At 64.9% G+C, this 13,744-nt stretch carries 12 protein-coding genes; 3 read left to right on the top strand and 9 right to left on the bottom strand.

The genetic code is table 11. From position 1 onward, the window contains the following. The first annotated feature begins 6 nt into the window (after positions 1-6). Positions 7-981 (top strand): type II secretion system F family protein, encoded by a 975-nt coding sequence (locus HNR60_RS10415; RefSeq protein WP_184257101.1) that lies wholly within the window; start codon positions 7-9, stop codon positions 979-981. Between the two features lie 326 nt (positions 982-1,307). On the opposite strand, the gene HNR60_RS10410 is transcribed toward HNR60_RS10415, so the two are convergent. Then, positions 1,308-2,111 carry a tetratricopeptide repeat protein gene (locus HNR60_RS10410; protein ID WP_184257099.1) on the bottom strand — a complete coding sequence of 268 codons (804 nt, stop codon included), beginning with the start codon at positions 2,109-2,111 and terminating at the stop codon, positions 1,308-1,310. Between the two features lie 125 nt (positions 2,112-2,236). Here HNR60_RS10410 and HNR60_RS10405 point away from each other — a divergent pair, with 125 nt between their 5' ends. Then, positions 2,237-3,619, top strand: a complete 1,383-nt coding sequence (locus tag HNR60_RS10405) for a leucyl aminopeptidase family protein (RefSeq protein WP_184257097.1) — start codon at positions 2,237-2,239, stop codon at positions 3,617-3,619. Further along, the gene (locus HNR60_RS10400; RefSeq protein ID WP_184257095.1) at positions 3,612-4,523 is read left to right on the top strand and encodes a C40 family peptidase; all 912 of its coding nucleotides are present in this window, start codon (positions 3,612-3,614) and stop codon (positions 4,521-4,523) included. Before HNR60_RS10405 ends, HNR60_RS10400 begins: the two co-directional genes overlap by 8 nt. Here HNR60_RS10400 and HNR60_RS10395 read toward each other — a convergent pair. From HNR60_RS10395 to HNR60_RS10360, 8 genes are read right to left on the bottom strand one after another with little or no spacing between them, the layout of a single operon-like run. Further along, complete coding sequence (locus HNR60_RS10395; protein ID WP_246432894.1) at positions 4,453-5,076, bottom strand: NUDIX domain-containing protein; 624 nt, start codon at positions 5,074-5,076, stop codon at positions 4,453-4,455. The two genes, HNR60_RS10400 and HNR60_RS10395, sit on opposite strands and share 71 nt — an antisense overlap. Positions 5,077-5,106: 30 nt before the next feature. After that, a complete protein-coding gene (locus HNR60_RS10390) occupies positions 5,107-6,744 on the bottom strand; it encodes an ABC transporter ATP-binding protein (protein ID WP_184257091.1) in 1,638 nt (545 codons plus the stop codon). After that, on the bottom strand, positions 6,744-7,184 hold the full coding sequence (locus HNR60_RS10385) for a type II toxin-antitoxin system VapC family toxin (protein ID WP_184257089.1): 441 nt from the start codon (positions 7,182-7,184) through the stop codon (positions 6,744-6,746). The genes HNR60_RS10390 and HNR60_RS10385 overlap by 1 nt, the downstream gene beginning before the upstream one ends. Beyond that, a complete protein-coding gene (locus HNR60_RS10380) occupies positions 7,184-7,399 on the bottom strand; it encodes a hypothetical protein (RefSeq protein WP_184257087.1) in 216 nt (71 codons plus the stop codon). The genes HNR60_RS10385 and HNR60_RS10380 overlap by 1 nt, the downstream gene beginning before the upstream one ends. A 33-nt stretch (positions 7,400-7,432) precedes the next feature. Further along, on the bottom strand, positions 7,433-8,611 hold the full coding sequence (locus tag HNR60_RS10375; protein WP_184257085.1) for an ABC transporter permease: 1,179 nt from the start codon (positions 8,609-8,611) through the stop codon (positions 7,433-7,435). Beyond that, positions 8,611-9,720 carry a microcin C ABC transporter permease YejB gene (locus HNR60_RS10370; protein WP_184257083.1) on the bottom strand — a complete coding sequence of 370 codons (1,110 nt, stop codon included), beginning with the start codon at positions 9,718-9,720 and terminating at the stop codon, positions 8,611-8,613. Before HNR60_RS10370 ends, HNR60_RS10375 begins: the two co-directional genes overlap by 1 nt. Before the next feature lies 1 nt (position 9,721). Beyond that, positions 9,722-11,587: an ABC transporter substrate-binding protein gene (locus HNR60_RS10365; RefSeq protein ID WP_184257081.1), complete on the bottom strand. Its 1,866-nt coding sequence runs from the start codon at positions 11,585-11,587 to the stop codon at positions 9,722-9,724. A gap of 14 nt (positions 11,588-11,601) precedes the next feature. Then, on the bottom strand, positions 11,602-13,488 hold the full coding sequence (locus HNR60_RS10360; protein ID WP_184257079.1) for an extracellular solute-binding protein: 1,887 nt from the start codon (positions 13,486-13,488) through the stop codon (positions 11,602-11,604). Positions 13,489-13,744: the final 256 nt, after the last annotated feature.

Genomic DNA, 13,744 nt, shown 5'->3' with positions numbered 1-13,744 from the left:
TGCAGCATGTTTGAACTCATCATCGAGAAATTCCACGATGTTCGTTTCATGACCATGCTGCTGGCTGCGATCGCCGCCAGCGCCACCGCCTATACGCTGATCATGCCGCTGTTCGCCGGCGAAAGCCTGTCCAAGCGCATGAAGGCCGTCGCCAGCGAACGCGAGCGGATCCGGCAGCGCGAGCGCGACCGCATGGCGAAAGCCGAACGGGTGTCGCTGCGTCAAGCGCCGAAACAGTTCGTCTCCAAGGTGGTGGAAGACTTCAACCTCGGCAAATGGGTGGCGCAGGAAACCGCCCGCGACAAGCTGGTGATGGCCGGCTATCGCGGCCAGGCGCCCTACGTCACCTTCCTGTTCTTCCGCATGGTGATGCCGCTCGCCTTTCTGATCGCGAGCGGGCTCTATGTGTTCGTGATCTCCCACATGCAACAGGCGACCCCGATCAAGATCGCGATCTGCATCGCCGCGTGCTACCTCGGCATGCAGGCGCCGATGCTGTTCCTGACCAACGCGATTTCCAAACGGCAGGTCTCGATCAAGCGGGCGTTTCCCGATGCGCTCGATCTGCTGCTGATCTGCGTGGAGTCCGGCATGTCGATCGAAACCGCGTTCCGCAAGGTCTCGATCGAGATCGGCTCGCAGTCGATCGCGCTGGCCGAAGAGTTCACGCTGACCACCGCGGAGCTGTCCTATCTGCAGGATCGCAAAGTCGCCTATGAGAATCTGGCCAAGCGCACCGGCCTCGAAGGCGTCAAATCGGTCTGCCTCGCCCTGCAGCAATCGGAGCGCTACGGCACCCCGCTCGGCCAGAGCCTGCGGGTGATGGCGCAGGAAAACCGCGACATGCGGATGAACGAGGCGGAGAAGAAAGCCGCCGCACTGCCGCCGAAGCTGACGGTGCCGATGATCCTGTTCTTCCTGCCGGTGCTGTTCGTCGTCATCCTGGGCCCGACCGCGATCAAGATCTCGGCGATGCAGTAGCAGCGGCTTGATCGGGCGACGCGATCGCTGCCGCCCGCACGTTGCTACGTCACGTGTCGTTTGCAGCTTCGCCGCCGCAGCCACGGGCGCCCGGCGGCGATGCCGCTTATTCTGATCGAATGAAGGAAGCGCTCAGCGTCTGCCGGAAAAAGCGATCAACGAAATCAGGCATTAAACCCGTCATTGCGAGGAGCCCTTGCGACGAAGCAATCCAGGGCTCCATGGGTGGCCCCTGGATTGCTTCGTTGTTCGGCCGGCGCTGCGCGCCGGCCTCGGCTCGCAACGACGAAACCACGGATTTGCTTGCTGCCTTTTGACTCGGACGCTCAGGAGCGGCCGCGGGGATCGTCGGCTTGCGCACCGAGCCGCGGCGCTTCCTTGCGGCTGAGCATCTGCCGCAGATAGGCGGCGTTGGCGGCGGCTTCGTCGGCCGGCAGGTCGGCGCGCACGATGGATTCGGCTTCGGCGAAGCGGCCCTGCAGCCCGACCACCAGCGCCAGATTCTGCCGCACCCGCGGATCGGTGCTGGCGCCCGCGCCATAGGCGCGACGCAGCGTCAGTTCGGCATTCGCCAGCTCTTTGGTGAGCACGTAGGACAGCCCGAGATTCGACAGCACCGAAGGGTCTTCCGGCTTGATCTTCAGCGCGCTGGCGTAGTAGCGCCGCGCCTCCTCATGACGTCCCATCTGATCGAGCGTGGTGCCCTGCACCGACAGAATCCGCCAATCCGGATTCTCCGGCGAATGCGCGCTGCCGAGCACGTCGAAGGCGCGCTGGAAGCTGCCGGCATCGGCCAAGGCGCGACCATAGCCGGCGAGCAAGGTCTTGTTTCCCGGACTGGCAATGGTGGCCTGTTCGAACACCGCGACCGCCTGCGCGCGCTGGCCGGTGGCCCGCAGCGCCTGGCCGTAGCGCAACGCGGCCTCGGCGTCTTTCGGATTGGAACGGTAACGCTCGCCATAGACCTCGACCGCCGACCGCGGATCGGCCGCCAAGGCGTCGGATTTGCTGGGGCCGAGCGAGCCGGTGATGTCCGAGCCGGTGGTCTGGCAGCCGCCGAGCGACGCCGCCAGCAGCGCCGCGCCGGCGGCGGATGCAACAGTGCGGGCGAGACTGGACGGCTGACGCATGACAGCTTACTCACGGTGGGCGCGGACGATGGCTGACCCCGAGCAATAGTCTGTTAACCCTAACGGCGGGTTAATCGGCGACGCCTCCGCCCGCGCGCGCTCGCCCGCTTGCATATGAGGCTCCGATGCATCCCGTGTTTGAAACCGCCCCGGGGCTGTCGGCCACGCCGATCAGCTTCGTCAGCAAGGCCAATTGGGACACCGCCTGCGCGGCGCTGCCGGACCACGCCCGGCAGTTTGCGATGGCCAACAATTACGCGGCCAAGCCCGGCGACTATCTGGCGCTGCCCGCGCCCGAGGGCGGCGTCGCGCAGATCCTGTTCGCGCTGGACGATCCGACCGGCAAATCGCTCGATCCGTTTCGCGTCGGCCAATTGCCGAAGCTGCTGCCGCCTGGAACCTACCGCTTCGCCAACGCGCCGCATGATCTGCGTCTGGCCACCCTGGCCTTCGCGCTCGGCAGCTACAAATTCAGCCGCTATCGCAAGGCCGAGGCCTTGGCGGTCAAGCTGGTCCCGCCGGAGGGGATCGATTTCGACGAGCTGTCGCGGATCATCGAGGCGGTGACGCTGGCGCGCGATCTGATCAACACCCCGGCCAACGACATGGGACCGGAGCAGCTCGCCACAGCTGCGCGCGAACTCGCCGAGCGGTTCGGCGCCAGTTTCAGCTGCACCATCGGCGAGGCGTTGCTGGCGCAGAACTATCCGCTGATCCACGCGGTCGGCAAGGCCTCCGACCGCGCGCCGCGGCTGATCGATTTTTCCTGGGGCGATCCGAAGCATCCGAAGGTGACGCTGGTCGGCAAGGGCGTGTGTTTCGATTCCGGCGGCCTCGATTTGAAGCCGTCGAGCGGCATGCTGATCATGAAAAAGGACATGGGCGGCGCCGCCAATGTGCTGGCGCTGGCGCTGATGATCATGGACGCCAAGCTCAAGGTGCGGCTGCGGGTGCTGATCCCGGCGGTGGAGAACGCGGTGGCCGGCAACGCGATGCGGCCGCTCGACGTGTATCCGTCGCGCAAGGGGCCCACGGTGGAGATCGGCAACACCGACGCCGAGGGCCGGCTGGTGCTGGCCGACGCGCTGGCGCTCGCCGACGAAGAGGCGCCGGAGCTGTTGATCGATCTCGGCACGCTGACAGGTGCTGCGCGCGTCGCGCTCGGCCCCGATCTGCCGCCGTTCTACACCAACGACGAGGCGCTGGCGCTCGACGTTGCGCGCTGCGCCAAGACCGAGAACGATCCGTTGTGGCGGCTGCCGCTGTGGCCGCCTTATGACGCCTGGCTCGACTCCAAGGTCGCCGCGCTGAACAACGCGCCATCCGGCGGCTTCGCCGGGTCGATCACCTGCGCGCTGTTCCTGCAGCGCTTCGTGGAAACCGCTGCGAGCTGGCTGCATGTCGACATCTACGGCTGGACGCCGACGGCCAAGCCTGGACGTCCCGAAGGCGGCGAATGCCAGGCCGCGCGCGCGATCTACAAATTGCTGAGCCAGCGCTATGGCTGACCTGACGCGCGATCCGCGGCTGACGCCGGCGCGGCCCGACCTCGCCGCGAAGCATCTCGAGGGCAAGGTCGAGGCCTTGCGCTTCGTGACCGGCGAAGAGTTCGAAGTGTTCGACGGTGTCGCGCCCGTCCGCCGCGATCCGTTCGGTGGCGCGATGCTCGACACTCAGGCGCTGAAGGGCGAGCGGGTGACGATCTACGAGCGCAGCGCGGAAGGCTGGGACTGGGGCCAGCTGCACAGCGATGGCTATGTCGGCTGGCTGCCTGATTTGGCGCTGTATCCGCCGGGACCGCCCGCAACTCACAAGGTGACGGCGCTACGCAGCTTCGCCTTCCCCGGCCCCTCGATCAAATTGCCGCCGGTCGACACGCTGCCGCTCGGCGCGCGGCTTGCGGTGGCGCGGCTGGATGGCGGCTTTGCCATCACGCACGACGGCCAATACGTGCCGGCCCAGCATGTGAGCGCGATCGACGCCTTCGAGAGCGATTTCGTCGCGGTGGCGGAGCGCTTTCTCGGCACGCCCTATCTGTGGGGCGGCAAGAGCAGCCTCGGCATCGATTGCTCCGGGCTGGTGCAGGTTGCGCTGAATGCGTGCGGCCTCGCCTGCCCGCGCGACAGCGACATGCAGCAGGCCCAGCTTGGACGCGCGCTGTCAGTTGCGGAAATGCAGAGCCCGCAGCGCGGCGACCTGATGTTCTGGAAAGGCCACGTCGCCATCGTGCGCGACGCCGACAGCATCGTTCATGCCAACGCTCACGCCATGGCCACCGCGATCGAAGGCATCGGCGCGGCGATCGCGCGGATCGCTGCCGCGGGCAGCGACCTCGCCGCGATCAGGCGGCTGGATTCCTTGCATAGTCCTGCAAGCGATCACGGTGCAGCGCCAGCCACTGCAGCGCGCTGACCAACAGCGCGTTGGCCACGAGGCCACTCTCGAGCGCGGCGATCGCCGCGTCGATCGACACCGCGAAGGGGCGGATCTCCTCGGTCTCCTCGGCAAGCCCGCAGCGCTCCGGCAGATTCGAGGCATCGATCAGCCCGAGAAAGAACGTCACGGATTCGTCGGTGATACCCGGCGTCGGCAGCACGCTGTAGAGTTCGACAAGGCGCGACGGCGCTGCGCCGATTTCCTCGACGCATTCGCGCGAAGCCGCCTCAGCCGGGGTCTCACCCTCATCGACGCGGCCGGCGACGATCTCCACCATCTCGCCGCGGCCGGTGACGAAATGCGCCGTCAGCCGAAACTGGCGGATCAGCACCACCTCGCCGCGCGCCAGATCCACCGGCAGCACCGCAGCAACCTTGTTGGCGCGCAACAGGTCGCGGCGCTGTTGCAGCGGCGGTTCGCCATCGCGGTGCAGCACAACGTCGAAGCGTTGATAGGCCATGAAGCCGCGGCCGATCAGCGACGGTTCGGAGACCGTCACTTCGGCCGCCTGATCCGCAATGACGGACATTGTCGTTTGATGATCATCCATTTCAAAAACTCATTGTGCCGCGGCGCCGCCGGGCTCGGTCTCGATGCGGAACGCGGCGGCGAACAGCGCGCGGGTGTAGTCGGTCTTCGGCTGCGCGAACAGTTCCGACGCCTCGCCCTCTTCGACCACCTTGCCGTGACGCATCACGATCAGATGGCTGGCCAGCGAAGCGACGACGCGCAGATCGTGCGAGATGAACAGGTAGGTCAGATCACGCTTGCGCTGCAGGTCGCGCAACAGATCGACCATCTGCGCCTGGAACAGCATGTCGAGCGCGCTGGTCGGCTCGTCCAGCACCACGAAGCTCGGCTCCAGCACCGCCGCGCGGGCGATGCTGATACGCTGGCGCTGGCCGCCGGAGAATTCATGCGGATAGCGAAACCGCGTCGCCGGATCGAGCCCGACATCCTGCAGCGCCTTGACCACGCGGGCGTCGCGCTGCTCCTGCGACAATGACGGCTGATGTACGCTGAGGCCCTCGGCGACGATATCGCCGACCGACATCCGCGGGCTGAGCGCGCCGAACGGATCCTGAAACACGATCTGCATGTCGCGGCGGAACGGCCGCATCGCCTTGAACTTCAGGCCCTGGATGTTCTTGCTGAGAAACACGATCGGCCCGTCCGACGAGATCAGCCGCAACAGCGCCAACCCAAGGGTGGTCTTGCCGGAGCCGGACTCGCCGACCACGCCCAGCGTCTCGCCACGGCGCACGCTGAGGCTGACGCCATCGACCGCCTTGATGTGGCCGACGGTCTTGCGCATCAGGCCGCGCTTGATCGGAAACCAGACCTTGAGATCGTCGGTCGACATCACCACCGGCGCGTCGGGCCGCGGCGGCGCCGGATCGGGCTTCGGCTCGGCGGCGAGCAGCGCGCGTGTGTAAGGGTGCTGCGGCGCGGTGAACACCTGCTCGACCGGCCCCTGCTCGACGATCTTGCCGTTGTGCATCACGCAGACCACGTCGGCGATGCGGCGCACGATGCCGAGATCGTGGGTGATGAACAAAAGACTCATGCCGAGCCGCGCGCGGATCTCCGCGAGCAGCGCCAGGATCTGCGCCTGCACGGTGACGTCGAGCGCGGTGGTGGGCTCATCGGCGATCAGCAGATCCGGCTCGTTGGCGAGCGCCATCGCGATCATCACCCGCTGGCGCTGGCCGCCGGACAATTGATGCGGATAGCTGCCGAGCCGGGTCTCCGGCTCTGGGATGCCGACCTGGGTCAACAGCTGCAGGATCCGCGCCCGCGCCTTGTCGCCGCGCACCCCGCCATGCAGCTGCAAGATCTCGCCGATCTGCGACTCGATGGTGTGCAGCGGATTGAGCGAGGTCATCGGCTCCTGGAAGATGATCGAAATGTCGTTGCCGCGCACGCTGCGGATCTCGTGCTCCGACAGGTTGAGCAATTCGCGGCCCTTGAAGCGGATGCTGCCGGAGGGATGCGACGCGGTCGGATAGGGCAGCAGCCTCAGGATCGACAGCGCGCTGACCGACTTGCCGGAGCCGGATTCCCCGACCAGCGCCACGCATTCGCCGCGCTTGATCTCGAACGAGATGTGATCGACCGCGATCGATTGCCCGCTCGGCTGGTGAAACGCCACCGAGAGGTCGCGAACGTCGAGCAAGGGCTGGTTGAGGACGTCCATCAGGAGAACTCGGAGAGTTGGAGCCATTTCAGATCGCCGGCGATCGAGCGGCCGAGCCGATGATCTTCAGTCAGGAAGTAATCACATCCCGCCGCCATCGCAGTCGCGACGTGGATCGCATCCATCGGCTTGATCCCTAACTCAGCTTGAACATGACAGGATGCCAGAAGAATTTCACGGCTGACCGGCAAGGTGAGAATCGGACTGGACGGCGAAAAGAACAGCTCATACTTGGCCAGATGGTCAGGGCTGTTGAGCGATATCGGTTTCGGCATGACTTCCGCAATCGTCAACTCCGAGGTCACGACCCGCAGCACATCGGCATCGATCGCGCTCAGCATCTCGTACATCGTCTGCGTCGATCGGCTGCCTTGCTCGATCGCGTAGATAATAATGTTGGAATCGAGATAGATCGGCCGATCTCTGTAACGCTCCCACATCAGCTGTCTTCACGGAGCTCGCGGATATACTGAACCACTTCCTCGTCGCGGCCATGGATGTTCGGGACGGCCCCAGCCAGCGGCGCCAACAACACCCGCGGTTGCATCTGCTGCTTGAGCCTGAACTCGATTTCGACCGAACCATGCTTTGGCAGCCCCTCGCGTAAATCTGCGGGGAGCTTATCGACGGGATAGTCCGGCACGATCTTGTTCATCACTCCTCTCCTTCCCGGCAGCCTACCACAGCCTCACCTGAACGTCTTGCGCGGGTCGAAGGCGTCGCGGACGCCCTCGCCGATGAAGATCAACAGCGACAGCATGATCGCCACCGCGAAGAATCCGGTGAAGCCGAGCCACGGCGCCTGGGGATTGGCCTTGCCCTGCGACAGCAACTCGCCGAGCGACGGCGAACCGGGTGGCAGCCCGAAGCCGAGGAAATCCAGCGCGGTCAGCGTCATCACCGACGACGACACGATGAACGGCAGGAACGTCATGGTGGCGACCATGGCGTTCGGCAACAGATGCCGGATCATGATCTTGGCGTTGGAGACGCCGAGCGCGCGCGCCGCCATGATGTATTCGAAATTGCGCCCGCGCAGAAATTCGGCGCGCACCAGCCCGACCAGCGACACCCAGGAGAACAACAGCAGAATGCCGAGCAGCACGAAGAAGCCCGGCACCAGCACCGACGACAGGATCAGCAACAGATACAGCGACGGGATCGCGCTCCACACCTCGATGAAGCGCTGGAACATCAGGTCGACCCAGCCGCCGAAATAGCCCTGGATGCCGCCGGCGGCGACGCCGATCACCGAGGAGATGATGGTGAGGCTGAGGCCGAATAGCACCGAGATGCGGAAGCCGTAGATCAGCCGCGCCACCACGTCGCGGCCCTGATCGTCGGTGCCGAGCCAGTTGTACTCGAGATCGCGGCAGCCATTGAGGCCCTTCTTCTGCACCACCGGCTTGCACTCGGCTTCGGTCAGCATCCAGGTCGGCTTCGACGGCGCAGGCGTCGGCAGGTCGAGATTGTGGGTGTCGTAGGAATAGCGGATCAAGGGCCAGATCGTGGTGCCGCCCTTTTCGGCGATCAGCTTCTGCAGGAACGGATCGCGATAATCCGCCGCGGTCTCGAAATCGCCGCCGAACGTCGTCTCCGAATAGCTGACGAAGGCCGGGAAATACAATTTGCCGTCGAACTTGATCAGGAACGGCCGATCGTTGGCGATCAATTCGGCGAACAGCGAGACGAAGAACAGCAACAGAAAGATCCAGAACGACCAGTAGCCGCGGCGGTTGGATTTGAAATTCTGCCAGCGCCGCCGGTTCAGCGGCGACGGCGCCAACAGCCGCCGCGCCGGCGGCACGGCCTCGCCGAGCGGCGCTGTGGTGGTCGATTCGATCGGCTGGCGCGCGATGATCGTCATCAGACCTCGCGCGCTTCGAAATCGATCCGCGGATCGATCCACATATACGCCAGGTCGGACAGCAGGTTCACCACGAGACCAACCAGCGAGAAGATGAACAGCGTGCCGAACACCACCGGATAGTCGCGGTTCAGCACGCTCTCGAAGCCGAGCAATCCCAGCCCGTCGAGCGAGAAGATGGTCTCGATCAACAGCGAGCCAGAGAAGAACGCGTGGATGAAGGCGCCGGGAAAGCCGGCGATCACGATCAGCATGGCGTTGCGGAAGATGTGGTTGTACAGCACCTGGCGTTCGCTGCAGCCCTTGGCGCGCGCGGTCATCACATATTGCTTGCGGATCTCATCCAGGAACGAATTCTTGGTCAACAGCGTCATGGTGGCGAAGGCGCCGAGCACCATCGAGATCAACGGCAGCGTGATGTGCCAGAAATAGTCGATGATCTTCCAGTACCAGGGGAAATCGCTCCAGCCGTCCGAGGTCAGCCCGCGCAGCGGAAAGATGCTCCAGAACGAGCCGCCGGCGAACAGGATGATCAAGAGGATGGCGAACAGGAATCCCGGAATCGCGAAGCCGATGATGATCACCGCCGAGGTCCAGGTGTCGAATTGCGAGCCGTCCTTCACCGCCTTGCGGATGCCGAGCGGAATCGAGATCAGATAGGTCAGAAGCATCATCCAGATCCCGAGCGACATCGACACCGGAAGCTTCTCCTTGATCAGCTGCAGCACGCTGACGTCGCGGAAGTAGCTCTTGCCGAAATCGAACCTTGCGAAATTCCACAGCATGATCGCAAATCGCTCCGGCGCCGGCTTGTCGAAGCCGAACTGCTTCTCCAGACTTTTCACGAAATCCGGGTCGAGCCCCTGGGCGCCGCGATACTTTGAATTCACCGCATCGCCCGAGGCGCCGACCTGGCTGCGGGCGCCGAAATCGCCACCGGAAGAGCCGGAGACGCGCGACGCCGCGCCGGTGTCGGCGCCGGACAATTGCGCGATCACCCGTTCCACCGGGCCGCCGGGCGCGAACTGCACCACCACGAACGACACGAACAGGATTCCCAAGAGCGTGGGAAACATCAGCAGCACGCGGCGGGCAATGTAAGCGGTCATGCTATTTCGCCTGTTCGGCAGCGGCGGACTTCGCCGTCGACCACCACAGATCCGGCGCGCCGACGCCGAGATATTTCGGCAGTTTCGCCGGGTGACCGAACACGTCCCAATAGGCCACCCGATGCGAGCCCGAGTACCATTGCGGCACCCAATAGCGGCCGGCGCGGACCACGCGGTCGAGCGCGCGCGCAGCGACCACCAGTTTGACCCTGGTGTCGGCGGCGATGATGTCTTCAACCAGCGCATCGACCACCGGATCGGCGATGCCGGCGAGATTGCTCGAGCCTTTGGTCGCGGCCGCCCGCGACGAGAAGAACGGCCGCAGCGAGTCGCCCGGCACCGTCGAGAAGCTGAAGCGCTCGATGATGAGGTCGAAATCGAAATCGTCGCGGCGGGCGCGGTGCTGCACGGCATCGACCAGCCGCAGCGACGCCTCGATACCCAGCGTGGCGAGATTCTTGATGTAGGGCATGTGATGCGGCTGAAAGGTCGGCTCGTCGAGCAGAAATTCGATCTTGAACGGCTCGCCCTGCGGCGTCATCCGCTTGCCGTCCTTCATCACGCAGCCGGCGGCCTGCAATAATTGCACCGCCTTCTTCAACAGCGCGCGGTCCTGCCCGGAGCCGTCGGAGACCGGCGGCACATAGGGCGCACCGAACACTTCGTCCGGCACCCGGCCGCGGAACGGCTCCAGCAGCGCCAGCTCTTCCGGCGACGGCGGTCCTTCCGCCATCAGGTCGGAGTTCTGAAACGGCGACACCGTGCGGAGATAGGCGCCGTACATCAGCGTCTTGTTGGTCCATTCGAAATCGAACGCGCAGCCCAGCGCCTCACGCACCCGAGGGTCCTTGAATTTGTCGCGGCGGGTGTTGAGAAACCAGCCCTGCGCGCCGGACGGCGTCTCGTCCGGCAGCGTCTCGCGCTTGACGCGGCCGTCGGTGACCGCCGGAAAATCATAACGCGTATTCCAGACCCGCGAGGTGAACTCCTCGCGGTACAGATAGCTGCGCCCGGTGAAGCCCTCGAAGGCGACGTCGCGGTCGCGATAGAAGTCGAAGCGCACCACGTCGAAATTGTTGGCTCCGCGGCTGACCGGCAGATCGGCGCCCCACCAGTCCTTCAGCCGCTCGAATTCGATGTAGCGGCCGACTTCGAACTTGCCGACCTTGTAGGGCCCAGAGCCGAGCGGCGCCTCCAGCGTCGACTCATCGAACGGATGCTTGGCGTAATAGGCCTGCGAAAAGATCGGCAGCCCCGCCACGAACAGCGGCACGTCGCGGCCGCGCCTGGCCGAAAATGTCACCTGCAACGTAGCGTCGTCGAGCGCTTCCGCCGAGATCACGTCGCGCATCTGCTGGGTGATCAGCGGGTGGCCCTTGGTCTTCAGCACGGTCAGCGAAAACGCCGCGTCGTGCGCGGTGAGCTTGCTGCCGTCGTGAAACCGCGCCTCCGGCCGCAGCGTGAAGCGATAGGCGAGGCCATCGGCGGAGACCTTTACCGATTTGGCGACCAGACCGTACATCGCGTCGGGCTCGTCGCCGGCCCGCACCATCAGCGGCGCAAAGGTCAGGCCCATGCCCTGCGCGCCATCGCCCTTGAAGATGAAGGCGTTGAGCGAGTTGAAGGTGAAGAACGACTGGTTGAAGGCCCGGTAGGACGGAATCGTCGAGAACATCCCGCCCTTCGGCGCGGCGACATTGACGTAGTCGAAGTGATGGAAATCCGCCGGATATTTCAGGTCGCCGAACGCCGAAATGCCGTGCGCCTCGCCCTCGCCGCCTTCGGCCGCATTGGCCGGCCGCAAATTGGCCGCCGCCACCGCGCCGAGACCGAGACCGAGCAGATGCCGGCGATTGAGGTCGCCCATGCGCCGCGAACCCTTCAAGACCGTTTGCCGATCTTGGCGGCCTTGTCGGCGTCGTACCACCACAGCGACGGCAGCCCGGCGCGGGCGTATTTCGGCAGCGGCTCGGCGTGGCTGAAGCGATCCCACCGCGCGTAGCGCGCATAGCCATAGGTGAACTGCGGCACCAGATAGAAATTCCACAACAGCACGCGATCGAGCGCCCTTGTGGCGGCGACCAGCGAGGCGCGGTCTTGGGCGAAGATCACTTTCTCGATCAGCGCGTCGACCGCAGGGTTCTTGATGCCGATGGTGTTGCGCGAGCCCGGCTGATCGGCGGCCTGCGAGCCCCAATAGTCGCGCTGCTCGTTGCCGGGCGATAGCGACTGGCCCCAAAGATCAGTGATCATGTCGAAATCGAAGGCGCGAATCCGATTCTCGTACTGCGCGTCGTCGACGGTTCGGATCGACACCGTGACGCCGATCCGTTCCAACGACGGCTTGTAGAACAGCGCGATCCGCTCCGAGGAGGGATCCCGCACCAGCATCTCCACCAGCACCGGCTTGCCGGCGGCATCGACCAGCCGGCGGTCGCGGATTTCGAAGCCCGCCTCTTTCAGCAGCCGCATCGCCTCGCGCAGATTGGCGCGCACCGCGTCGGAATTGCCGCCGACCGGATTGGCGTAGGGCGTGGTGAACAGCTCGGCCGGCAGCTTGTCGCGTAGCGGCTCCAGCAGCGCCAGTTCGGCGCCTTGCGGCAGCCCGCTGGAGGCGAGCTCGGTGCCTTCGAAATAGCTGTTGATCCGAGTGTACTGCCCGTAGAACAGCTGCTTGTTCATCTCCTCGAAGTCGAACGCGTAGTTGAAGGCGCGGCGCAGCCGGGCGTCCTGGAACATCTCGCGGCGCAGATTGAAGATGAAGCCCTGCATCCGCCCGGAATCGTTGATCGGGAATTCTTCCTTGACGACGCGCTTCTCGGTCACCGCCGGGAAATCATAGGCGGTGGCCCACTGCTTGGCGGAGTTCTCCACGATCCAGTCGGCCTGATCGGCCTTGAAGGCTTCCAGCGCCACCAGATTGTCGCGGAAGAATTCGTAGCGCAGTTCGTCGAGATTGTTCTGGCCGACCCGCGCCGGCACCGCGGCGCCCCAATAATCCTTGACCCGCTCCAGCGTCACCGAGCGGCCGGCGACGAAATCCTTGATGCGATAGGGACCGGAGCCGAGCGGCTTCTCCAGCGTGGTGGCGGAAATGTCGCGCGGCCGGCCCTGCTCGTCGCTGCCTTGCCACCAATGCTTCGGCAACACCACCAGTTCGCCGACGATGGTCGGCAATTCGCGGTTGCCCGGCATGTCGAAGCTGAATTTGATCTCGCGGTCGCCGGTCTTCTCGGCCTTGACCACGTGGCGATAATACGAGGCATAGCGCGGGCTGTATTTCTTCAGCGCTTCCAGCGAGAAGATCACGTCCTCAGGCGTCACCGGCTTGCCGTCGTGCCAGCGCGCGTCGGCGCGCAGCCGATACATCACCCAGGAGTGGTCGTCGGGATGCGCGGCGGCTTCCGCCAGCAACCCGTATTCGGCGCCGACCTCGTCCTGCGACTGTGTCATCAGGGTTTCGTAGATCAGCCCGACCGCGGGCGCGATCGAGCCCTTCACGCCGGCCACCGCCAGATTGAAATTGTCGAAGGTGCCGATCGAGATCTGCCGCGCCACGCCGCCCTTCGGCGCATTCGCATCGACGTAATCGAACCGCTTGAAGTCGGCCGGATATTTGACGTCGCCGAACAGCGACAGGCCATGGCGCCAAGCCGGCGCGGCCTGCGCGGACGCGCCGCCGCTGACAGAGAATGCGCCGAGGCCCAGCGCCGGTGCGGCCGCCGCCAAGGCGCCGCTTTGCAGAAGATGTCGTCGGGTGATGGGCAAATCAGGTTCCTCTGATGACGCCGCGGTGGCCAGCACCGCCTCAGGAGCCAACGCCTGAAATCTAGTCGGGGCAATGGCGGAGGGCAAATCCCGACCCGCGTGGTCGGCCGCCCGACGATGGAGCGCGTGCAACGACGCAACAATAAGGCAGGTTTTGCGGCCCGCGCGCGAAACATAGCACCGCAACCACAACAGCGTTGCGGCCAAACGTCCCGGGAGGCTGACGACCACGAAAAAAGCGGCCAGGAAACCCGGC

It is taken from the genome of Rhodopseudomonas rhenobacensis, from assembly GCF_014203125.1.
GTDB classification, from domain to species: domain Bacteria; phylum Pseudomonadota; class Alphaproteobacteria; order Rhizobiales; family Xanthobacteraceae; genus Rhodopseudomonas_A; species Rhodopseudomonas_A rhenobacensis.
This window is presented reverse-complemented; position numbering and strand designations above follow the sequence as displayed.